Here is a 23,696-nt window from a genome sequence, read left to right as displayed (position 1 = left end):
TGAATTTCCTGTTTCCCCAATTTTTTACAAGATATTGTGCGCCGCTCACGGATATTTACCATATATGGTGAATAAAACGGGGTTCCCGCAAATTTTCACGGAATCTGACGATGAATAAAATCGTTAATAAACCTTGAACAGCGGTAAAAAATACAGTATAATCACCTTTAGGTTTAATATAATTAGGAAGAAATAGAAGGAGATACGGTCATGAATCTGGTTACCATAAAAGAGATATACAAAAACCGTGAGAACTATCTGGACAAGGAGGTCACCGTGGGCGGCTGGGTGCGCAGCATCCGGGATTCCAAGGCCTTTGGTTTCATCGTGCTCAACGACGGCTCCTATTTTGAGACGCTCCAAGTCGTATACCATGACAACCTGGACAACTTCGCCGAGATCAACAAGGTCAACGTAGGCGCGGCCCTGATCGTAAAGGGAACCCTGGTGGCGACCCCCCAGGCCAAGCAGCCCTTTGAGATCCAGGCCACAGAGGTGACGGTGGAGGGCCCGTCCAGCGCGGACTATCCCTTACAGAAAAAGCGCCACACCTTTGAGTACCTGCGCACCATTTCCCATCTGCGTCCCAGGACGAATACCTTCCAGGCGGTGTTCCGCGTCCGCTCCCTGATCGCCTACGCGATCCATCAGTATTTCCAGGAGCAGGGCTTTGTATACGTGCACACGCCCCTGATCACGGCCAGCGACTGTGAGGGCGCCGGGGAGATGTTCCAGGTGACTACCCTGGATCTGGCAAACCCGCCGAAAAACGAGGACGGCACCATTGACTATTCCGAGGACTTTTTCAACAAGGCTACTTATCTGACGGTGAGCGGCCAGTTAAACGTGGAGACCTACGCCATGGCCTTCCGCAATGTTTACACCTTCGGCCCCACCTTCCGGGCGGAGAATTCCAACACCACCCGCCACGCGGCGGAGTTCTGGATGATCGAGCCGGAGATGGCCTTTGCCGATCTGGACGACAACATGAGAGTGGCGGAGGGAATGCTCAAATACATCATCCGCTACGTGCTGGAGAACGCTCCGGCGGAGATGGCATTCTTCAACCAGTTTGTGGACAAGAACCTCTTAGACCGCTTAAACGGCGTTCTCAACTCGGAGTTCGGCCATGTGACCTACACGGAGGCCATCAAGATCCTGGAGAAGAACAACGACAACTTCGACTACAAGGTATTCTGGGGCTGCGACTTACAGACGGAGCACGAGCGCTACCTGACGGAGGAAGTCTTCAAGCGTCCCGTATTCGTCACCGACTACCCGAAGGAGATCAAGGCTTTCTATATGAAACAGAACGACGACGGAAAGACAGTGGCCGCCATGGACTGCCTGGTTCCCGGTATCGGCGAGATCATCGGCGGAAGCGAGAGGGAGAACGATTACGAAAAGCTCCTGACCCGCATGAACGAGCTGGAGTTAAACGCCGACGACTACAAGTTCTATCTGGATCTGCGCAAATACGGTTCCACCCGCCACGCAGGGTTCGGCCTGGGATTTGAGCGCTGCGTGATGTACCTGACCGGCATGGCCAACATCCGCGACGTGATTCCGTTCCCGCGGACCGTGAACAACTGCGAGCTGTAATGAAATCCTATGCGGGCTGCCTTCTGGCAGCCCGTTTCTTGAATGTTTTAAAACGCGGCGGGCGCGAAAGCGCCGGTGCGGGCAGCCGCCGGAGGCTGTTTCCGGCCGCGCCGCGTATTTGCCGCATATTGAAACAGGGAGGTTTACCATGAAATTTATCCATACGGCGGACATCCACTGGGGCATGAACCCGGACAGCGACAAGCCCTGGAGTAGAGAGCGTGCCCAGGCCATCAAAGATACCTTCGTCCGCATTATCACGGAGGCCAGGGAGCGGGACGTGGACTGCGTCTTTATTTCCGGGGATCTGTTCCACAGCCAGCCTCTGGTGCGGGATTTAAAGGAGATCAACTACCTCTTTTCCACCATTCCCGCCATCCACGTGTGCATCATCGCCGGAAACCATGACCGGGTCCGGAAAAGCTCCTCCCTGCTCAGCTTTTCCTGGTCTCCCAACGTGACCTTTTTCCTGGGGGAGGAGCTCTCCTCCGTCTACTTCGAGGACATCAACACGGAGGTGTTCGGCTTTTCCTACCACAGCGCGGAGATCACGGAAAATGTGCTGGAAGGGGTGCAGGCACCGGCGAACGGCCGCATTTCCATCCTCATGGCCCACGGCGGGGACGCCAAGCACCTTCCCTTTGACCGGGAGCGGCTGCTAAGCACCAGCTTTTCCTACATCGCCTTAGGCCACATCCACAAACCGGAGATTTTCCCCGGAAACCGCATGGCCTATCCCGGTTCCCCGGAGCCTTTGGACAAGACGGAGGCGGGGCGGCACGGCATGATCGTGGGGGACATCAACTACATGACGGGAAAGATCACCTCCTTAGAATTTGTCCCCTTATCTTCCACCCAGTACATTTCCCTGGTGGTTCACGTGACGCCGGAGACCACCAACGGGGAGCTGGCCCAGCGGATCGACGAGGAGATCAAGAAACGGGGGCAGGAGCACATTTACCGGTTCCGCATCCGGGGAATGCGGGATCCGGAGATGGAATTTGACCTGGATACCCTCTCCTACCGCTGGAAAATCTCGGAGATCGTGGACGAGTCAGAGCCGCAGTACGATTTCAGCGCCCTTTTCGCCGAGCACCCCAGCGATATGATCGGGTTTTACATCCAGGCTCTCCAGAAGGAGAACGCCAGCCCCATCGAGAAAAAGGCCCTCTACTACGGCATCAACGCCCTTCTGCACACCACGGACGAAAGGAGCCAGTCATGAAGCTGCTTGACCTTTACATAAACGGCTTTGGAAAATTCCACGGCAGATCCATGGACTTTCAGGACGGACTGAACGTGGTCTACGGAAAGAACGAGGCCGGAAAATCCACGCTCCACACCTTCATCCGGGGAATGCTGTTCGGGATCGAGAGGGGGCGGGGACGGGCCTCCAAAAACGACCTTTACACCAAATATGAGCCCTGGGAGGACAGTGCCAACTACCAGGGGCGGCTGCGCTTGGAAAACGGCGGCAGCACCTACCGGATCGAGCGGAAATTCCACAAAAACACCAAGGAGGCCCACGTCATCAACGAGACCCTGGGAAAGGAAATCCCTCTGGACAAGGCCTTTTACGACCAGGTGCTCTGCGGCCTGACGGAAACCTCCTACAATAACACCATCAGCATCGGGCAGTTAAAAAGCGCCACCGACGGCGCCATGGTCTCGGAGTTAAAAAACTACATCGCCAACTTAAACACCTCCGGCAGCATGGCCTTAAACATCACCCGGGCCACCGCCTTTTTAAAGAAACAGCGCAAGGATCTGGAAAACCAGATTGTGCCGGAGGCCGCCAGAAACTACACCACCCTTTTGGGGGAGATCCGCTCCATTGAACAGGAAATCTCCGCCCCGGAGTTTGAAAACCAGCTTACCTCCTTCCGCGCCCTGCAGAAGGACGTGACGGAGCAGCTGGCCAGAAAACGGGAGGAGCGGGAGGAGCTGATCCAGAAGATCGCCAAAGGGCGGCAGATCTTAAACAGCAACCAGTTTGACGGGGAAGACGCCATCCGGAGCTACCAGCAAAAGGCGGAGAAGGTCTACGGGGAGTACAAAACCGCCAAAGCTGCCTCCGCAAAGCGTTCCCGGACGGTGCTCGCCGCTCTCTGCTTTGCGGCAGCCGCCGTCTTTGCGGCCGTATCCGGGTGCAGTTTCGCGGGGATTCTCCCGGAGCTTGCCTTGCCGGCGTCCCAGCTTGCCATCCTGGCGGCGGTGCCGGCCCCCTTGTTCCTCCTCTTTGGCATCCTTCTTATTATGAAGGGGAAACGGTGCCAAAAGGAGCTGGAATTGAGCGCCGGGCTGATCCGGGAAATCTTTGCCAGGCATCTGGGGGACAGCTCCATTTCCGACAAGGCCATGGGGGCCTTAAACAGCCGTATGGAGGAATTTATCCGGCTGAATGCCGCCCTGTTAAAGTCGGAGGCATCCATGCGGGAGCAGCAGCAGGAAATCGAGGAGCTGGAGAAACGCTCCGCGGACTGCTCCTCTGAAATCGAGGAACAGCAGCGCCTCCAGTGGGAGCTGGAGAAAAAGCTGGAGCGTCTGGCCTTCTGCAAGGACCAGGTGGCAGCCCTCCAGCACGTAATCGACGAAAACGACCGGCTGCGGGACGAGATCACCGCCATTGACCTGGCCTTAGAGACCATGACGGAGGTGTCCACCTCCATCCGCGCCTCCTTCGGCCTGCTTTTAAACAAGACGGCCTCCGACCTGATCGCAGGCATCACCGGCGGCATCTACAGCAGCATGAGCGTGGACGAGAACCTGAACATTTTCATGAATACCCGTGCCAAGCTGGTGCCCATCGAGCAGGTCTCCAGCGGCACCATGGACCAGATCTACCTGGCCCTGCGCATGGCCGTGGCCCGGCTGATGCAGGGGGAACAGGAGCCCCTGCCCCTGATTTTTGACGACAGTTTCGTGCAGTATGACGATGAGCGTCTGAGAACGGTTTTAAAGTGGCTCTCCCACAGCTACGACGGGCAGAGCATCGTGTTTACCTGCCATAAGAGGGAATTGCAGATTCTGGAGGAGGAAGGGATTCCTTATCACAGGATTGATATGTGACGGAAAAAGGCATCTGCCTGCCGCGGCTGGAAATGGCCGCGGGGCAGATGCCTTTTGCGTCGTGTTGTGTGTTCAGATTATAACTGCTCTCCGTTTCTGTACTTCTCCAGCACCCGGTTGATCCGTCTGGTGGGGTTGAGAAGCTCGCTTAAGGAGTCGTCGTGGTTTAAGTTGTCAATGATGAGGGCGATGTATTTGCTCATGTCCACGCTGGTGTAGTAGGGCTTTGTGAGAAGCTCCGGAGTCTGATACACCAGGTTGGTGGTGAAAATGCGGTCGATGAGACCGTTCTCATAATACTCGTCGAATTTGGACAGGCCGTTGGTAAACAGGCCGAAGGTGGAGAAGATGAATACCTTTCTGGCTTTTCTCCGTTTCAGCTCCTTGGCTACGTCCAGCATACTCTCACCGGAGGAAATCATGTCGTCGATGATGACCACATCCTTGCCCTCGATGTCCGTACCCAGGAACTCGTGGGCCACGATGGGGTTGCGGCCGTTGATAATCTGGGTGTAGTCTCTCCTCTTGTAGAACATACCCATATCCAGGCCCAACACGTTCGCGAAGAAGATGGCGCGTTTCATGCCGCCCTCGTCCGGGCTGATTACCATCATATGGTCGCTGTCAATCTGCAGGTTTTTCTCCGCCTTCAGCAGGCTCTTGATAAACTGGTAGATGGGCTGTACCGTCTCAAATCCTTTTAAGGGGATGGCATTCTGCACTCTGGGGTCGTGGGCGTCGAAGGTGATGATGTTCTCCACTCCCATGCTCACCAGCTCCTGAAGGGCCGTGGCGCAGTCCAGGGACTCCCTGTTGGAGCGCTTGTGCTGTCTTCCCTCGTATAAGAAGGGCATGATCACGTTGATTCTGCGGGCTTTTCCCGCTGCCGCGGCGATCACTCTCTTAAGATCCTGGAAATGGTCATCCGGAGACATATGGTTTACCATTCCGCAGAGAGAGTAGGTCAGGCTGTAATTGCAGATGTCCACCATGAAGTACAGATCGTCTCCGCGGACGGATTCCTCGATGGTTCCCTTTCCCTCTCCGGAACCAAAACGGGGGGTCTTTGCCTCGATGATGTAGTTATCCCGCTGATAACCGGTAAAGGCAATGGTGGATTTGTGCTCGCTCTGCCGCTCCCGTCTCCACTCTACCAGATGTCTGTTCACCTTTTCCCCCAACTCCGCGCAGCTCTGCAGCGGGATCAATCCCAGTGGACCGACCGGTATCGTTTCGATGGTTTTCTCTTCGTAAATCATCTTTTTCCTCCTATATTTTTACATTTTTCGGCATTTCACCGTATATTTATAGCATTATACTTCTCAATAGTCAAGGTCATTCCCGGCCCTCCCGCCGTTTTTTCAGGCGGATGTCGTCGCCGTACACCGGCAGGATCCGGTAGTAGCTCATGATCCGGGACGTGACACGCTCGGTGTAGTTGTCACGCAGGGCGTTTATGGAGAGGTTGGTGGAAATCACCGTGCCCTTCTTCCTGTTTAACCTCTCGTTCAGGCAGTAGAACAGCTGGGAGGAGGTGAAACTGTTGTTTAACTCCGTGCCCAGATCGTCGATCACCAGCAGGTCGCAGTCCAGGATGTAATCGTACATATCCCGGATCCCGTCCTCGTCCTGGCGGCCGAACCTGGTCTTGGAAAAGATGTCGAACAGGTCGCCGGCGGAGAGATAGATCACGGAATAGTACCGGTCGATCAGCTCCTTGGCAATGCAGTTGGCAAGGAAGGTCTTTCCCACGCCGGTGTTTCCCGTGAGGAGAAGACTGCCCTTTTTCTCTCCAAATTCCCCGATAAACTGGCGGCAGGCGGCCACCACCTGGCGCATATGCTCCCTGGCGGTCCTTCCCAGGCCGGGAAGAACATTCTCATCGTCATAGTATTCGTAGGAGAAGGTGGAAAAATTCTCCCGTTTCACCACTTCCTCAATATTGGACTGGGCGTAGAGCAGGCGCATCTGGGCTTTGCGGAAACAGTGGCATTTCTTCCCGTTCACGTAGCCGGTGTCCCGGCAGTCGGGGCAGCGGTAGCGCATTTCCATGTAGTCCGCCGGATAGCCCTTGGAACGGAGGAGCACCTCCTTTTGTTCCCTCAGGTCCGCTATGACCGTCTTCATCCGCGCCCGCGCCTCCTGGTCCCCCGCCAGCATCTTTCTGGCGGCGTCCACCGCGGTGGTGCTGATGGCGTCGTCGATCTCCCGGACGGCGGGAAGGACTCTGTAAATCTCCTCTACCCGCTTATCCTGCTCGTGCTTATTTAAGAGCTGCTGTCTGCCGTATTCCCGGATGATGGCGTCATACTGGGAATTGCTCAGTGCCATGTTCTCCCCTCCTTCACTGCCACTGCTCCATCACCATGGCGTCGTAGTCGATCTGGCGCTCCTCAAAGTTGCGGAACTGGTTCCCTCCTTTTTTCCTGGGCTCCTGGTCCCTGGGCGCCTGTTTTTTCCGTTTTCCGTCGGCCCCCGCCACGTCCTCTACGGTGCGGAGGCTGTTTTTATGCCACTCCTCCAGGATCCTGTCGGCGTACTGAAAGCTGGGCTTGTGGATGGCTTCCATGGTGCGGTTGCAGGCTTCCACCACCATCTGGCGGCTGAATCCCCAGGTCTTATACCACTTTTCAATCACATCCCACTCCGTGTTTCCGGGGCGGCGGTCATTGATGCCGAAGGCCTTCATCACAGCGAAGGCATCCTGGTTGAAATGCTCTGTCCAGGCCTTGGCCTTCGCTACGGTGTCGATGCCCTTTTCATGCCAGCTTAAGGCCACCTTTTCCATGTAGCGGATGCTGTTGTGGCGGTTCTGGACGCAGTATTCGATCACGTACTCGATCACGTCGCTGGACATATGGAGGCTGTCGTACAGGTACGCCAGCATATCCGCGTCCTGAGGCTTTAAGAGGCGGCCCATATACTGTCCCGCCACGTAGAGGAGCTGGCTGAACTCCCCGTCCGCCTGCAGCCGCTCTAAGTCCGCCTTGCCGTAATTTTTCCGGGCCTGGGGCTGTTCCATGGCCTGGGGCGCCTCCGGCAGACTGGAGGAACCGCGGCGGGAACGGCTCTCCTCCGCCTTCGCCGCGGCGGGCGTCCGGGGCTGCCGGGCGGCGGCCGTCTCCCGGCTGGCCTGGCGGCTCCCCTCCTCCGTCTCCTCTAAAACCCCCATCCGCTGCCAGTAGGCAAGGGCGCGGCGCACGTCCGCCTCCGTGTGGTTTAAGGCGTCCGCGATGGCGGACAGCTCCACAGGCTCATTCCGGTGGCGGAGCATATAGAGGTAGACCTTTACGTATTCCCCGTTGGCAGAGGCCATGTATGTATCAATAAATTCATCCGCAACCAGAGTTGCGTGGATTTCAAGCTGATTTTTCACGGACAGAACTCCCCTTTTCGCTGAGCGCAAATTTCTCTGGTCCCATCATATCACATCGCGTTTAAAAAGAAAATAGCCCCGCTTATCCACAGCATGGATTGTGGATAATGTGGATAACGTGGATAATAAGTTGACATAAGAATAAATTATTTTTCCCTATTTGTCGAATCTCGCGTAAAAATACGGTTTTCCAAAATTTACAGACGACTGATTATGTAAAGTAAAAAATCCACATAGTTTCTTTACATAAAATGTTGAAAACTATGTGGATAATGTGGATAACTACAAACCAAGCAGCTTTTCTCCCACTTTTACAATATCTCCGGCCCCCATAGTTATCAACAAATCGCCGTGTACACAATTTTCTAAAATAAATGTTTCAATCTCGTCAAAGGAGGGCAGATAGGTGGCTTTCGTGCCCAGTTTTTCAATCTTTTCCGCCAGATCCTTTGAGCTGACCCCCAGAGTGTCCGTCTCCCTGGCGGCGTAAATGTCCGCCAGCACCACCTCGTCCGCCATGGACAGGGCCTGGGCGAACTCCTCCATAAAGGCCTTCGTCCTGGTGTAGGTGTGGGGCTGGAATACGCACCAGAGTTTCCTGTGGGGATAGTTCCTGGCGGCAGCCAGGGTAGCCCGGATCTCGCTGGGATGGTGGGCGTAGTCGTCGATGACGGTGACGCCGCCGATCTCTCCCTTTTTCTCAAACCTCCGGTCCGTGCCGGTAAACCGCCTAAGGCCCTCCGCGATGGTGTCAAAGGGCACGTCAAGCTCCAGGCAGGCGGCGATGGCCGCGAGGGCGTTGGAGACGTTGTGCTCGCCCGCCACTCCCAGGGTCACATGGCCCAGGAGTTCTCCCCGGCGGATCACGTCAAACTCCGCCCTGGCAAATTCGTCGTGGCGGACATTTTCAGCCGTCAGATCACTCCCCTCCGCCCCGAAGGTGACCACCCGGCACGCCAGTCCGTCCGTCAGCTGGGGCAGGCGCTCGATGGCCCCGTTTATAATCAGAAGGCCGTTCTCCGGCAGGCGCTCGGCGAACAGGCGGAAGGAGCGGCGGATGTCCTCCAGATCTTTAAAGAAATCCAGATGGTCCTCCTCAATGTTTAAAATGATCTCCATGGTGGGGAAGAAGGACAGGAAACTGTTGGTATACTCACAGGCCTCGGTCACGAACAGGTCGGAGCCGCCCACCCGGATATTTCCGCCGATGGAGTGGAGAATGCCGCCCACGGAAATGGTGGGATCGGCATCCGCCGCCAGCAAAATCTCCGTGATCATGGAGGTGGTGGTGGTCTTTCCGTGGGTGCCGGACACCCCTAAGGACTGGCGGTAATTTTTCATCATCTGTCCTAAGAGCTCCGCCCGGCTGAGCATGGGAAGTCCGCGCCGCTCCGCTTCGGCGTACTCCGGATTGTCCGGGTGGACGGCGGCGGTGAACACCACGGCGCCGATACCCTCGGTGATATTGGCCGCCTTCTGGCCGTAGGCGATCTTCGCTCCCCTAGCCTCCAGATGCTTTGTCAGCTCCGACTCCCTGGCGTCAGAGCCGCTGACGGCAAACCCCTCGTCCATGAGAATCTCCGCCAGCCCGCTCATGCTGATGCCTCCGATTCCGATGAAATGGATGTGGCACGGATGTTTGAAATCTATCTGATACATATATTCTCCTCTTATTCTTCGTTTTATTTGCCCCCGGCAGCGCCGGAAAGCCGCTTCTGCTTTATTATAGCGGATTTTCCGGCAAAAAGCAAAGAAAGCAGGGGCAAAAGGCGTTGTCCTTTTTGATAAAACGGTACTTTTCACAGGATTTCTTTCCAGTTCCCGGCGGGAATCGCCGTTTTGCATTTTCCCCTCTCCCCTCCGTCTCCGGTTTTCCTCAAAAAGGCCTAAATTGTGTCTCAGAAAGCGAATTTTACATAAAAAATACACAATTCACACTCTTTACAAAAGTCAAACCAAAATATTAATTTTATATTAAATCCAGAAAGAAACTCTTGTAATATTCGAAAAATGTGGTAGTGTTTGTGTGAGCTGCATTTTTGTCTTATAGGATGTTGGGGTCAAAAGGTCAAAAATCCTCTTGCAAGCAAGCTTGCATCGGATTTCCGGCCTTTTGACCCTGGTATCCTTATAGACAAAACAAAAATTATAAAAGAGGGAAGAAACACTATGCTAGAATTCACACAATCATTCAACACTGCCATCGCGGTGATTCTCACCCTGCTGTATCTGTACCAGCTGGGATACCTGCTGATTGGCATCATACAGAAGAACCGTCACGGTTACCGCACGCCGTCTAAGCTGCGCCGCTACGCCGCGGTCATTTCCGCCCGCAACGAGGAGAATGTAATCGGGGGCCTGATTGACAGCTTAAAACACCAGAATTATCCGGAGGAGCTTCTGGACATTTACGTAATCGCAGACAACTGCACCGATAACACTGCCCAGGTAGCGGAAAACGCCGGGGCAATCGTATACCGCCGCTTTAACCATCTGCAGGTGGGAAAGGGCTACGCCCTGGATTATCTGTTCAAACAGCTGACAGAGGAAGGAAAGAACGACTACGACGGCTATTTCGTATTTGACGCGGACAACTACGTGGATCCGGATTTTGTGAAGGAGATGAACGCCACCTTCGACACGGGAAAATACGCGGCGCTCACCAGCTACCGCAATTCCAGGAATTTCGGTTCCAACTGGATTTCCGCCGGCTACGGCCTGTGGTTCCTGCGGGAGGCCAGATTTTTAAACGCCCCCAGAATGGCTATGGGAGTCAGCTGCGCCATTTCCGGCACCGGCTTTCTGGTGTCCGGCGACCTGGTGCGCAAAAACGGCGGCTGGCCGTACCATCTGCTCACGGAGGACATTGAGTTTTCCGTAAACTGCGCCCTCCAGGGCGAGGTGATCGGCTACTGCGAGAGGGCCGTGATCTACGATGAGCAGCCGGTGACCTTTAAGCAGTCCTGGGATCAGAGGCTGCGGTGGTCGAAGGGCTTTTACCAGATTGACTACAAGTACGGATTATCTCTGTTAAAGGGGATTTTTACCGGCGGACGCCGGGGATTTTCCTGCTATGATATGTTCATGACCGTGGCGCCGGGGATGTTTTTCACCCTGGGGGCGATCCTGATCAACCTGATTATGATGGCCGCCTGCATGACCATGCCACCTCACGGGGCGCGGCTGGTGATCGCGGAGTGCACCGGTTTCATCGCAAAGACCGTTTTCGTGTTCTACCTGGGGCTTTTGATGTACGGGGCTATCACCACCATCACGGAGTGGAAGGCCATCGCCGTCCCCACATCCCGGAAACTGATGTTTTTATTCACGTTCCCGGTGTTTATGTTTACCTACATCCCCATCTCCGCCGTGGCGCTGGTGCGCAAGGTGGAGTGGAAACCGATCTACCATGGCGCGGATCAGGGCAGCTTTATTCCTGCGGCGAGGAAGAAAGGGCTTTCGATGTGATTTCATTTTATTGAATATTGAAAAAGAGGGATTCCCGACAGCCATTTTCAGGCTGGGGGATTCCCTCTTTTTTTTGTTATCCTATTTTAATCTTTCTATGGTCTCCAGCAGATAGTCCGTAAACTCCGCCGCGCTGGCTCCGTCCACATCCGTGGTGACCACAAGGCGGCGCTCCTCCACCGTGCAGATGTCCAGGGCACGATCCAGGCTGGCTTTCCGGCTGCCATAGCCGATGTGAGCAAGGAGCATTCCCACAGCGCGGATCAGGCTGCAGGGATCCGCGTATGAGCCTCTGCCGTGCTCCATGAGATAGGGGGCTGTGCCGTGAATGGCCTCGAACATGGCGTAGCGGTTTCCGATGTTGGAGGAGGAGGCCGTGCCCAGGCCGCCCTGGTGCTCCGCCGCCACGTCGGTCACGATGTCGCCGTAAAGGTTGGGGAGAACCACCACCTCGATGCCTTTATTAAACTCCGGATCCAGCATTTTTGCGCACATGGCGTCCACCAGCCGCTCCTGAATCTCGATCTCCGGGTATTCCTCGCCCACCCGGCGCACCGCTTTGATAAAGTTTCCGTCGGCCAGCTTTACGATATTGGCCTTGGTGACGATGGTCACGTTCTTTTTCCCGTTCTTTCTGGCAAACTCGAAGGCGGCGCGGGCGATCCGCTCGCTGCCCTGTTTTGTCTGTACTTTAAAATCCACGGCCAGATCCTCGTTTACCTGGATTCCCTTGTTTCCCCAGATATACTCACCCTCGATATTCTCCCGGAAAAACGTCCAGTCAATGCCCTTTTCCGGGATGCGGATGGGGCGGACGGCAGCAAACAGCTCCAGCCCCCGTCTTAACAGGCTGTTGGCACTCACCAGGTTAGGCCAGGGATCGGAGGCCCTAGGGGTCACCATGGGCCCTTTTAAGAGCACATGGCATTTTTTGACCTCCTCCATCACCTCGTCCGGCAGGCTCTGATTTTTTGCCGCCCTGTTTTCGATGGTCATGCCCTGGATTTCCCTGATCTCCAGACGGCCGCTTTCCAGCTCCGGAGCCATCAGGCTCTTTAACACCCGCAGGGCCTGTTCCATGATAATCGGGCCAATGCCGTCCCCTGGAAGTACTCCGATGATAATGGGATTCAGCTTTTCAAAATCCACCGTTTCCTGTCCCGCCTTCATGCCCTCGATGCGCTCAAACTCCTGGGAAATCAGTTCTCCAAACCGCTCCTGGGCCCGGGAAATCTCACACTCTCTGCTCATATGTCCTCCTTTGCCGGCCGGCTCCGTTATCTTCTGCTCCGGTTATAGTTGATCAGGCTGCCCGCCTCCACAATCTGTCTCTCCTCCGCTGTCATGGGCGTGATATAGAGGGAGATTTCTTTCGCCCCGTCCTTCAGGACGTAAGCCTTGATCTCCTCTAAGTTCCCTTCCTTTAACTGGCTGCGGATTCCCGGCACGTAGATATAGTCACCCACCTCAAACTCCGGCTCCTCCTTCATCTGGAAGGGCAGCATTCCCCAGTTGATCACGTTGGAGCGATACCGCTTGGTGGCGTACTCTTTACAGATATTGGCCAGGCCGCCCAGCACTCTCTGACAGCTGGCCGCCTGCTCTCTAGCGGAGCCGTCGCCCGGTTTCACAGCGTAGATCACGCTGCCGATTTCCGTCTCCTCCGGCTTTGCCGTCTCCTGTCCGGGAATGGTGTGAATCGTCTCAAACACCCCATTCAGCTCCCCGGCAATCTCCGCGGGATTCTGTCCAGCCGCTCTTGCCTTTTCCATCCGGTCTGCCTCCTTGGAGCATCCCACGTATGCGGGATCCCGTCTGGAGAGGGTAAATTCTGCCAATCCCAGGGGATTGGAACGGAAGGATGCCGTCTCCCCCGATGGGATGAGCTCGTCGGTGGTGGTGACCGGATCCAGGATCTTTGAGCAAACCTTCAGCAGAATGTTGTCCGTGAGGGCGCTCATCTCCGGCCAGTCCTTGATGTTCGGCCCGTAGACCAGCGGCTGCTCCTGGCAGCCCTTTTCATAGCCGAAGAATACCCGATTGTCGTAAACAGTGCGGTCAAAATGGTACTCCGGCACGTCACCCCAGCAGTCCATAGTCTCCGCGGAGGTAAGAATGCCTCCGTTTGCCGCCGTGGCGGCGATGGAACGGGCGTCCATGAGGGCCACTGCCGACATCTGACCCTGACCCGGCTTGGAACCTTCCCGGTTGGGGAAGTTTCTGGTGGTGTGACGGATGGAAAGCCCGTTGTGACAGGGGGTGTCACCGGCACCGAAACAGGGGCCGCAGAAAGCGGTGCGGATGATCGCTCCCGCCTCCATCAGATCAGCGATGGCGCCCTTTCTCACCAAATCCATAAACACCGGCTGGGAGGACGGATAAACTGCCAGGCTGAACTCCCCGTGGCCCGTATTTCTTCCCCGCAGAGCGTGGGAGGCCTCGATGACGTTGGTGTAATTTCCTCCCGCGCAGCCTCCGATCACCGCCTGCTGCACCTGCAAGCCGCGCTCTGTGATCTTATCCACAAGGGTGAACTCCGCCTTGCCCTGGGAAACGGCCTCCGCCTCTTTTTCCACGCTCCGCAGGATGTCGCCTAAGTTGGCGTTTAACTCGTCGATCTCGTAGGTATTGCTGGGGTGGAAGGGCAGGGCGATCATGGGTTTCACCGTGCTCAGATCCACGTAAACGACTCCGTCGTAGTACGCCGTCTCCGCCGGATCCAGCTTTTTATAATCCGTCTCTCTGCCATGGGCCTTTAAAAATGCCCTGGTGTCCTCATCTGTTCTCCAAATAGAGGACAGGCAGGTAGTCTCTGTGGTCATCACGTCGATTCCATTCCGGTAGTCCGTGGTCATGGAGGAGACGCCGGGGCCAACAAATTCCATCACCTTATTTTTCACATATCCGTTTTTAAACACCGCTCCGATGATGGCCAGAGCCACATCCTGGGGGCCCACCCAGGGATTGGGCTTTCCATCCAGATAAACGGCGATAACCTCCGGATAAGCCACGTCGTAGGTGTCGCAAAGCAGCTGTTTTACCAATTCTCCGCCGCCTTCTCCGATGGCCATAGTTCCCAATGCCCCGTACCGGGTGTGGGAATCGGAACCCAGGATCATTTTGCCGCAGCCTGCCATCATCTCCCGCATATACTGATGAATCACAGCAATGTGGGGCGGAACATAGATGCCGCCGTATTTCTGAGCCGCGGACAGACCAAACATATGGTCATCCTCGTTGATGGTTCCTCCTACGGCGCACAGGGAATTGTGGCAGTTTGTGAGCACGTAGGGTATGGGAAATTTCTCCATTCCGGAGGCCTTGGCTGTCTGGATGATTCCCACGAAGGTGATGTCGTGGGAGGCCATGGCATCAAATTTCAGTTTCAGCTTTCCCATATCTTCCGATGTATTGTGGGCTTTTAAAATGCTGTAAGCCATGGTGCCCTGTCTGGCGGCCTCTTTGTCCACTGGATGGCCCGCCAGGGCACAGGCCCGCTCCGGCTCCGACTCCGGCACCAGCTCCGTACCGTGAATCAGATATGCTCCTTCTTTATATAATGTTACCATAACATTTCCTCCCTCTTTTATTTTCTCACGTAAACCGTTCCGTCCATAATCCGTCTGGCCGTGCGCTGCACTGCCACGCTGGGAACCTTGATCTCTCCGTCCGTTTCCTCCATCTCAGGATACATGGTCATCACACCGCTGGGATGGCCGATCCGCACCTGTCCCCCGCTGTTTTCCCCGGAAATAACCTGGTTTACCACGCTGCCCTTCAATGCCGCCGCCACAGAAATGGCGCTGGCCGCTGTGAGGGGGCAGGCCTTATGGCATTTGAATACGGAAATTACCCGGGCGCAGACATCCATTTCCTCCGCCTTCTGAATCTCCCCGTCTAAAGTCTGGAACGATCTGGGGGAGGTCACATAACCTACCTTTGGTACGGCGGGGCTGTGGTCGGTGGCGTCCTGGAGGTCTTTTGTAAAGCCCATCATACAGCAGGCAGTTCCTCTGATTTTTTCCAGAAGATCGCTTAACTCCCTGTTTCCGTTTACCTCCTCAGGCAGCTCCGTACCTTTCGCGCCAATGTCCTCCGCCCGTACCAAAACCATAGGGTTTGACACGTCCAGAATGGTGGCCTCCAGAGAGCCGAATCCAGGAATTTCCAGCACATCCTTTACATTTCCCGTAGGCAGAAGTTTTCCTGTTTTGGCTCCAGCCGGATTTAAAAATTTTACTTTCAGCTCCGCCGCCGTTCCATCCACACCGGCAATATGGCAGTCTCCCTCCTGGGCGAACGTGCCGTTTTCACAGGGAACCGTCACGTCAATATACTTGTCCGTGTTTTTATTTAACATATGTACGGTGGTGATGGGCTCCACGACCTTCACAAGCCCCATTTCCACCGCGTAAGGGCCTACGGCGGCTGTCATGTTGCCACAGTTTGACTTATAGTCCACCTGTTCCTTTCCTACGATGACCTGGCCCACCAGATACTCTACGTCGATGCCTTCTTCCTCACTTTTCCAGACCACCACGATCTTATTATTGGAGGAAACCGTTCCGCCCATGCCGTCGATCTGTTTCGGGTCGGGGCATCCCATTACCTGCAAAAAGATGGAATCCCACTCCTCCTGGTTCTCCGGCAGCTCCTCCCGCAGAAACATACAGCCCTTGCTGGTGCCGCCTCTCATATATACCGTCTGAAATGCTCTCATATGATCTTTCCTTCCTTATTTTATAAAAGTGAAAACGCGATACTGCCAATCAGCAGAATAATAGCTCCTCCGATACGGGAGGAAATCTGCGCGTAGCTCATAAGCTCCATTCTTCTGGCCGCTCCCAGAACTGCCAGGTCTCCAGCCCCACCCATGTTTGCCATGCAGAGGCCCGCCGTGATGGCACTTTCCACCGGGTAGAACCCTACCAGCTGGCCAAACAATCCGGCTCCCAGTACAGCTCCCAGCACGATGAGCACTACTACCAGAAGGTTCGATACGCTCAGCACACCTAACATCTCCCGGAAGTCGATGAGCACAATGCCGCAGCCCACCATCTGCACCCAAACCAGCTTGCTGCCGCAGAACTGCTGGCACTTTTTTGCACCCATTCTCAAATGCTCCGGAATGAGGTTAAATACATTCGCCAGAGCCGCGAACAGGATCATGTAGGCAAAATTGGGAATGGCCACTCCCATAATGCTGGGAAGTACCTTTTTCGCCATCAGCTGTCCCAACACGAAGAACCCGGCAGTCAGAAAGATCGCTCCTCCGATGTCGTCCATGGTGACCTTCTTTTCTTCCTCTTTTTCTACCACGATCTGCTTTGACGCGTCCTTCATCAGCTTGTCATGGCCGGTCCACTTCGGCATCACCCGTCCCACAATGTCCAGAATCACAGCAAAGATAACTGCCACAATATTTCCCACAGCCAGAATCGCCAGAGCAAAGGAGAGGTATCCGGCGGGATCCTGTCCCGTCACGTCCCCGTACACCTGAGCCATGGGTACCGCGCCGGCCCCGGCTCCGCCTCCCATGATGGGGAGCACGTAGGCGGTGATAATCTCCATGGGGGATTTTCCGATCACCAGGCCTCCCAGGATTCCCAGCACACCGGCTCCCACGATGGAGGCCAGAATCGCCGGGATAAACAGGCTGCCGGATTTGATCAGCACCTTCCGGTCCATTCCCAGAAGACTTCCCACAATCAGCAGGGAAATAAATACGTTCAGAAAATTATAACCACTCATCCAGCCAGTGGCATTTTCCACCACGCACTCCGGCAGCAGATTATAATAAGTGAGCAGCCCCGACACCACAAACGCCAGAATGGCTCCGCCGCCGCAGTACACATTCCAGATGGGGATCCTCTCTCCTATCTCTCCCAGTACAATTCCCAGGGAAAACAGGATTGCCGCTGCTCCCAGCATCTCATTGGGGATAATATTCATCCAGGCTGATGCCGCAATCACCGCAAAGAAGAACAAAAATACCGGCAGCTCCATCCCAAATACCTTAATCGTATTCTCTTTACTCATTTCATACCCCTCACTTTTCGATCCCAAGCATTCTGCCTGGATTAATTTGTGTCATTTTTTCAATTTCCGCCTCTGTGATTCCCGCATTCCGCAGGTACTCCACATATTCCACAATGGATTCATACCACGGCGGATTCTGCATCTGTCCGCTGTCGGTGGACACAATAATGTGGTCGCAGCCCACGGCGCGGATCGCCTCCACGTTGTCCGGCAGGTTGTTTTTATAAACGCCCCCTCCGATAGGCTGGGCGTACACCCGCTCCAGCATGACGTCATAGTCCTTTACGATTCGGATCTGATCTTCCAGGGACATCCCCACAATGTGGAATTCCGGATGGGTAATCACGATCTTTTTTACCCCGGCGTCCCTGGCCGCCTCCGTCACCCGAAAACACTCCTCCGGAGAAATATGTCCGGTGGCCAGCACCGCGTCGTGTTCCTTGATCCGTTCAAACACGGACCGCAGCTCCTCTGTGACCTGCCCGTCCTTTATAATCTCCACTCCGCCTTCTTTATTTTCCTTCCGGAAATGGTTTGCCGCCGTGTTGGTAGGCAGCCACACCACTTTTGCCCCCAGTTTCAGGGCTGCGTCCACTGCCCACGGATTGATCCCGCCTACGGGCCGGTTCAGGGCAATGCCGCCAAACATCTGGAAATCGGACTCCGGATATTTTTCCTCCCGGATCTTGTTCACCAGCGCCGCCCGGTCCGCTGTGCACACCATATGGGACTTGATCACAACGGCTCTGGCCCCCAGCTTTACTGCCGCCTCCATCAGCTCCAGGTCATCCAGCCGCCGTTTTCTCACGTCCGGTGCGGAATGGATGTGCATATCAATGATGCCGCTTACAATGTTCCCGCTCATTTCAACCTCCATCATATGTTATCTTAAATCACTTTTGTTGTATTTACTATAGCATTTTCTCTTTTGTTATTCAATATCACTTTTGTTAAAATGTTGGCAAAAGAATTTGTGCAGTTTTCACTAATGTTATTTTGATTCACATTTGTTTTATTTCGATTTTGTACTGAAAGAGATGCGGAAGATGGGATAAATGGGATTTTAATCTTTGAGCTTTAGCTTTTGGCAAGCGTGGTTTGGGGTAAAAAAGTGTGCGCAGCGGTGCATCTTCGCGCCGGAGCGCGGCTGCGTCAGCAGCCATATTCCTCCCCGCGGAGTTCGCCTCCTTGCGGAGCATTTTTATTTAACAGGAAACGCAGTTTCCTGTTAAATAAAAAAAGCCCGCGTATACGGACTTTTCATTTCCGGCCGGTCAGCCTTTTCTTTTTAATATATTCACCGCAGTGTCGGCGTCGGTGAGAACCTCGTTGAACAGGCCTCTTTCCATGGCCAGCTGCATCACTTCCGCCTTATGCCTTCCGCAGGCCACCACCAGCCGGTGGGGTACGGCCAGCACATGGTCTAACTCCGCCGCCATCACCTTTTTGTTCAGGTCGATGTCAGCCACATTTCCACTCTTGTCCAGCACGTAGCCGTAAAGGCTGCCGATGCTCTCCGCCGCTGCCTCCCGGTCCTGTTCCGTGAGATAGGGCTGCACCGCCGGATTGAATAAGGGGAGACTGGAGCGGCCGCCGATGCCGCTAAGCACCACATCCATGCGCTCCGTCTGTTTCAGGGCCGTCTGGATGGCCGGTTCTTTGAGAAGATCCCGGCGCAGTTTCGGATCACTCACATAGATGGGAGTCATCAGATAGTGAAAGGAACCGCTGTAGGAGGTGGCCACCATTCTCACCAGCTCTATGGGGTCCACCGCCGGGTTTCCCAGGCTGGGATAGCCAGTGAGCTGCACTGCCGTCACCGGATTTCTGGCGGGAGCCGCAAGCTGACTCACTACGCTGTGGATGGTCTTTCCCCAGGTCAGGCCGATGACGGAATCCGGCGCCAGCAGCCGGGCCAGGTAGTTGGCGCCGATCTTTCCGATCTGCTTTAAACTGTCAATATAGGGGATGTACTGGGTGTTCACCACCAGAGCCTTTTCCAGGCCGAAGGCCTCCTTCATCTCTTTTTCCAGGGCTTTGTTCCTCTCATTGGAGTAGTGGATATTGATCTCCACCACCTGCTCTGCCCTGGCGTCCTGGAGGAGCTTTGCCACGCGAAACCGGTTTGTCCCAAAATACTGGGCAATCTCTGACTGGGTTTTTCCCTGGTTGTAGTACATATCCGCCATCTCCGCCAGGACCTCATATCTCTCTTTTTCCAGCAAATGCTCCATACTCATAGGCTGCCTCCCGTTGGTTTATTGGTTTCAGTATAACCTTCGCGGGGGGGATTTGCAACTTTTTTTGATAAGGGTGAGGAGATAGCAGTGGTGTTCTTCCAATTAAATCCATTTGCCGCCGGCAGCGGACCAATGATTGGTGAATGCTTTATTTTCCACTGCCGCCGCAAACGGTCGTTCCAGGAAATTCTGTATTGTTGCCAGTACAGTAACCCTCTGTCCTAATATTAAATTTGAAAATTACAACAAAAAACGGTGTAACCCATTTTACCGAGTTACACCGTATTTTACTTTACAATGCTGCTTTTACACTTTCCTGGCGTCTCTTACGCCAGCCATTACATCATCCCCAAAATCCCCGACACCACCACATTAAACGCCGTGGCGCTGAGCACGCTGGCCGGGACGGCCAGGAAAAGAAGTCTGGGGAACATGATGTTTCTCTCCTCCTCATTGGAGCAGGAGCCGAGGATCAGGCTGCCGCCGGAGGAGAAGGGGGAGATGGCGGAGCTCTGGGCGCCCACCACGATGCAGGTGTAAAGGATCATGGGGTTGATGCCCACGGTCTCTGACAGAGCCGGCACCAGGGGGAACAGGGCCGGGCAGACAACGCCCAGGGTGCTGGAGAAAAAGCTCATAACCGCACCCACAATGCTGAAAGCGATCGGCACCAGCCATGCCGGCAGGCTGGCTCCCGCCCAGTTTGCCAGGATGTCAATGGTTCCCGCCTTGATAGCCACATTGATGAGCATTCCCACGCCGCAGATCATGATGATGGTGTTCCACGGCACTTTGTCGATTACCTGTTTCTGAGGCGCCAGATCCAGGAACAGGGCGATGACGGAGAAGATAATCGCCACCAGGCCCACGTCGATCTTTCCGTTTACAAAGGTGATGATTTCCACCTCCGGCAGAATGATGTGGAGTACGGGGAAGATCAGCACTACCACGATCATGGCGATCATCAGGTTTAAATTGATCCGCTGTTTCGCCGTAAATGGCTCCGGTTTCTTAAAGCTCACCCCCGCGCCGATATTGCGGTTGGACTTGGGGATATAGCGGAAACCGGCGATGAGCAGCAGAGAGAAAATCACGCTGGATACGAAAATCACTCCGGTGTAGCCGAAGGACACCTCCGTCAGGCCGCTGTCGTTCATCAAGCCCCGGAAAATGATGCCGCTGCCGCTGGTCATAAAGTTCGCTCCGGAGAGGGCGCCGCAGTTTACGGCCACCGCGCCTACCAGCTTGTCCATTTTCGCCTCCTCACAGATCAGAAGGGCGATGGGGGCCATGAAGGCCAGCACGGTGAAAAATCCCGCTCCCAGGGCCGCGATCAGAGCCGCCGCCAGATAGAGGGCGAAGGGCAAAAGGCCGGGGAAACGGCGGCAGGCGTAGAGCAGATAGCCGGCCGTCTTCTCCAAGGTCCCGTTTACCATGGCGAAATTGTAGAACAGGGAAACGGAAAAGATCACGAACATGGTGCTCACCGGCCAGCCGTTGATCACGTCCTTAGTGGACATTCCCAGCCCGAAACAGCCGATGAGATAGGCAAATACGATGGCAAACAGCCCGGTATTGAACTTCGTTTTATATCCGATGGCAACGGAAACGGCGATACCCGCCACAATGAGAATGCTTAACATACTTTCCCCTCCTCAAGTCCCAGGAGCCGCTCCTGGATGGTATGTGTCATGTAGTAGATCTGGTCCTCCGGGATGCCGTGATCCGCCAGATAGTCCAGATACTCTCCCAGCGCCAGCTCCCAGTGAGGATTTTCCACCTGGCCGCCGTCGGTGCTGATCATCACGTTTTTGTAGCCGCAGGTTTTGATGATTTCCACGTTGTCCGGCAGGTTGCTCTTGTACTTGCCGCCGCCCATATTCTGAGCGTAGCACCGCTCCAGATAAACGTCGTAATCCTTCACCAGACGCAGCTGGTCCTCCACGCTCATTCCCACGATCCACCACTCCGGATGGGTTACGACCACCTTGTCAATCCCCATCTTTTTGGCCTCCTCCACCACGAGGAAACACTCCTCCGGGGAAATGTGGCCGGTGCCCAGCACGGCGTCGTGATCCTTCACCAGCTGCAGCACGGATTTCACCTCCGGCAGCACCTTTCCGTCCCTGGTGACCTCCACGCATTTGGAGAGATCCTGACCCATTTTTTCCATGTGCCCCTTTGCGGACTGCGTGGGCAGCCAGACCACCTTCGCTCCCAGCTTTAAGGCGGTTTCCACCGCCACAGGGTTGATGCCGCCTACCACGCGGTTTAAGGTGATGCTGCCAAACATGGTAAAATGGTTGTCCCCGCCGTGCACCACCTGGTTGTGGCGGTTGCAAAGGTAAGCCCGGTCCATGGTCGTGCCCTGATGGGTTTTGATGACAATGGCTCTGGCCCCCACCCGGATCCCCGCCTCCATCAGCTCAAAGTCGTCGTAGGCGCGGGTGCGCAGGTCCGGATTTGAGTGGACGTGCATATCAATGACGCCCTGCAAAGAAATTTTGGACATAAATGCTCCTCCTCTCTCATGTCAGCACGGATTTCCCATAAAATCCCCACGGCCTTCCGTTATGAAGAAACACATAGCGATCTGTCGGTCGGAAACCTGCCCATCAAGGGGTGTGTTGCCGCGCATTTTCCCATGGCCGCATATTGCAAATTTCCTCTATTTTATGGTTTTATCCGTTGATTTTTGTTTAATTTCAATATATACTAAATTATCTATCGCCGAAACGAACAAAACTGATATAATTCATCGGAAAAACCGATAACTTGTGAAAAGGGGGAGCTTTATGCTTTTAAAAGAGTTTATATACATTATCGCCATCGCGGAGGAAGGGAGCATCTCCAGGGCGGCGGAGCGGCTGTTTATGGCTCAGTCCAGCCTGAGCGAATTTTTAAAGCAGTACGAGGGGGAGCTGGGGGCAAAACTGTTTGTGCGCACCTCCACCGGAATGCGTCCCACCGCCTCCGGCCGGCTTTTGGTGGAACAGGGACAGCAGTTTCTCTCCCATTATAAGCGGATCCAGGATCAGATTTCCGATATTGAAAACCTGAAAAGCGGGACGCTGGAGCTGGGCATCAGCGCCTTTCGCGGGACGTACCTGCTGCCGGCGGTGCTGCGCCGTTTCAAACAGCTATACCCCGGCATTACCGTAAATATTCACGAGGAAAACAGCGTGGAATTGGAACAGAAACTTTTAGACGGGACATTGGATATGGCCCTGGTGGCCCTTCCCATGTGGAAACTGAATTATAAAGTGGATATTTTGCTGCGGGACGAGATCTGCATCATCGCTCACAAGAGCCATCCCATCCTCATCGCGGCCAAACAGTCGGAATCCGGCCGCCTGTTCATTGATTTGGCGGACACGGCGGAATATGAATTTATCTTAAGCCCCAAAAATACCATCCTGGGAGACCGGGGCCGCCAGGCTTTTGCCAGGGCCGGTGTCACCCCCATTGTCTACAACGACCGCATCACCGCCTTTTTCGCCGCGGCCATGGCCAGGGAGGGCATCGGCCTGGCGTTCACCTACCGCACCTGCGTCCGGGAAAACCCGGATACGGTCCTTTTGTCCATCGGGCCGGAGGGCGAATTCATCGACCTGGCCCTGGTATACCCGGACGGCTACCGGTCGCGGGCGGCAAAAGAGCTGGGGCGGCTGTTTCATGAGCGGTATTCCGTGTAAAACGCGCGCGGGGCGGCGCCGGGTGGCTGTTTCCGGTACACGGAGTGGGGCAGCAGCCAGTTTTCTCTGCGCGGAGCGCGTCTCCCGCCGGAGGCTTTTTCGTCATAAGCATCGCTGTCTCCTATACACAAAAAGTGTGCAAAGCAACGCACACCCGCGCCGGAGCGCGGCTGCGCCAGCAGTCATACCCCTTTGCGCAGAGTGCGT

Annotated in this window: 17 protein-coding genes; 5 read left to right on the top strand and 12 right to left on the bottom strand. The window is 55.1% G+C overall.

Translation table 11 applies throughout. The annotated features are described in order from the left end of the window. Positions 1-210: 210 nt before the first annotated feature. From asnS to B5E84_RS10385, 3 genes are all read left to right on the top strand, one after another. Positions 211-1,602 carry an asparagine--tRNA ligase gene (gene asnS, locus B5E84_RS10395; protein ID WP_087222414.1) on the top strand — a complete coding sequence of 464 codons (1,392 nt, stop codon included), beginning with the start codon at positions 211-213 and terminating at the stop codon, positions 1,600-1,602. A 148-nt stretch (positions 1,603-1,750) separates the two neighbouring features. After that, complete coding sequence (locus tag B5E84_RS10390; RefSeq protein ID WP_087222412.1) at positions 1,751-2,827, top strand: metallophosphoesterase family protein; 1,077 nt, start codon at positions 1,751-1,753, stop codon at positions 2,825-2,827. Then, positions 2,824-4,671, top strand: coding sequence for an ATP-binding protein (locus B5E84_RS10385; RefSeq protein WP_087222410.1), 1,848 nt, complete (start codon positions 2,824-2,826; stop codon positions 4,669-4,671). Before B5E84_RS10390 ends, B5E84_RS10385 begins: the two co-directional genes overlap by 4 nt. 77 nt (positions 4,672-4,748) lie before the next feature. Here the strand turns inward: B5E84_RS10385 and B5E84_RS10380 are convergent, their stop codons facing one another. From B5E84_RS10380 to murC, 4 genes are all read right to left on the bottom strand, one after another. Next, positions 4,749-5,930 carry a ribose-phosphate pyrophosphokinase gene (locus tag B5E84_RS10380; RefSeq protein ID WP_087222408.1) on the bottom strand — a complete coding sequence of 394 codons (1,182 nt, stop codon included), beginning with the start codon at positions 5,928-5,930 and terminating at the stop codon, positions 4,749-4,751. A gap of 76 nt (positions 5,931-6,006) precedes the next feature. Beyond that, positions 6,007-7,002, bottom strand: coding sequence for an ATP-binding protein (locus B5E84_RS10375; RefSeq protein WP_087222407.1), 996 nt, complete (start codon positions 7,000-7,002; stop codon positions 6,007-6,009). A gap of 13 nt (positions 7,003-7,015) precedes the next feature. Beyond that, the gene (locus tag B5E84_RS10370) at positions 7,016-8,053 is read right to left on the bottom strand and encodes a DnaD domain protein (RefSeq protein ID WP_442911396.1); all 1,038 of its coding nucleotides are present in this window, start codon (positions 8,051-8,053) and stop codon (positions 7,016-7,018) included. Between the two features lie 276 nt (positions 8,054-8,329). Beyond that, positions 8,330-9,706 (bottom strand): UDP-N-acetylmuramate--L-alanine ligase, encoded by a 1,377-nt coding sequence (murC, locus tag B5E84_RS10365; RefSeq protein ID WP_087222405.1) that lies wholly within the window; start codon positions 9,704-9,706, stop codon positions 8,330-8,332. Between the two features lie 510 nt (positions 9,707-10,216). Between murC and B5E84_RS10360 the strand changes: the two genes are divergently transcribed. After that, positions 10,217-11,515, top strand: coding sequence for a glycosyltransferase family 2 protein (locus B5E84_RS10360; protein ID WP_087222404.1), 1,299 nt, complete (start codon positions 10,217-10,219; stop codon positions 11,513-11,515). Positions 11,516-11,596: 81 nt separating this feature from the next. Here the strand turns inward: B5E84_RS10360 and B5E84_RS10355 are convergent, their stop codons facing one another. The 8 genes from B5E84_RS10355 to B5E84_RS10315 all read right to left on the bottom strand — a co-directional run bounded on the left by B5E84_RS10355 (position 11,597) and on the right by B5E84_RS10315 (position 22,306). Continuing rightward, the gene (locus B5E84_RS10355; RefSeq protein ID WP_087222402.1) at positions 11,597-12,766 is read right to left on the bottom strand and encodes an isocitrate/isopropylmalate family dehydrogenase; all 1,170 of its coding nucleotides are present in this window, start codon (positions 12,764-12,766) and stop codon (positions 11,597-11,599) included. A gap of 26 nt (positions 12,767-12,792) precedes the next feature. Next, positions 12,793-15,084, bottom strand: coding sequence for a hydratase (locus B5E84_RS10350; protein ID WP_087222400.1), 2,292 nt, complete (start codon positions 15,082-15,084; stop codon positions 12,793-12,795). A gap of 17 nt (positions 15,085-15,101) precedes the next feature. After that, positions 15,102-16,235 (bottom strand): 2-methylaconitate cis-trans isomerase PrpF family protein, encoded by a 1,134-nt coding sequence (locus tag B5E84_RS10345; protein ID WP_087222398.1) that lies wholly within the window; start codon positions 16,233-16,235, stop codon positions 15,102-15,104. A gap of 20 nt (positions 16,236-16,255) precedes the next feature. Further along, entirely contained in the window at positions 16,256-17,554 is a 1,299-nt protein-coding gene (locus B5E84_RS10340) for a 2-hydroxycarboxylate transporter family protein (protein WP_087222396.1), read from the bottom strand. A gap of 10 nt (positions 17,555-17,564) precedes the next feature. Further along, complete coding sequence (locus B5E84_RS10335; RefSeq protein WP_087222394.1) at positions 17,565-18,419, bottom strand: DUF6282 family protein; 855 nt, start codon at positions 18,417-18,419, stop codon at positions 17,565-17,567. 409 nt (positions 18,420-18,828) lie between these two features. Then, positions 18,829-19,794 carry a sugar-binding transcriptional regulator gene (locus B5E84_RS10325; protein ID WP_087222390.1) on the bottom strand — a complete coding sequence of 322 codons (966 nt, stop codon included), beginning with the start codon at positions 19,792-19,794 and terminating at the stop codon, positions 18,829-18,831. A gap of 338 nt (positions 19,795-20,132) precedes the next feature. Continuing rightward, on the bottom strand, positions 20,133-21,437 hold the full coding sequence (locus tag B5E84_RS10320) for an SLC13 family permease (RefSeq protein WP_087222388.1): 1,305 nt from the start codon (positions 21,435-21,437) through the stop codon (positions 20,133-20,135). Next, a complete protein-coding gene (locus tag B5E84_RS10315) occupies positions 21,431-22,306 on the bottom strand; it encodes a DUF6282 family protein (protein ID WP_087222386.1) in 876 nt (291 codons plus the stop codon). Before B5E84_RS10315 ends, B5E84_RS10320 begins: the two co-directional genes overlap by 7 nt. 283 nt (positions 22,307-22,589) lie before the next feature. Here B5E84_RS10315 and B5E84_RS10310 point away from each other — a divergent pair, with 283 nt between their 5' ends. After that, on the top strand, positions 22,590-23,489 hold the full coding sequence (locus B5E84_RS10310; RefSeq protein WP_087222384.1) for a LysR family transcriptional regulator: 900 nt from the start codon (positions 22,590-22,592) through the stop codon (positions 23,487-23,489). Positions 23,490-23,696: the final 207 nt, after the last annotated feature.

Source organism: Lachnoclostridium sp. An14, from assembly GCF_002160755.1.
GTDB lineage: Bacteria > Bacillota > Clostridia > Lachnospirales > Lachnospiraceae > Lachnoclostridium_A.
Note: the sequence above shows the minus strand (reverse complement) of the source record. Positions and strands in the feature narration are given on the sequence as shown.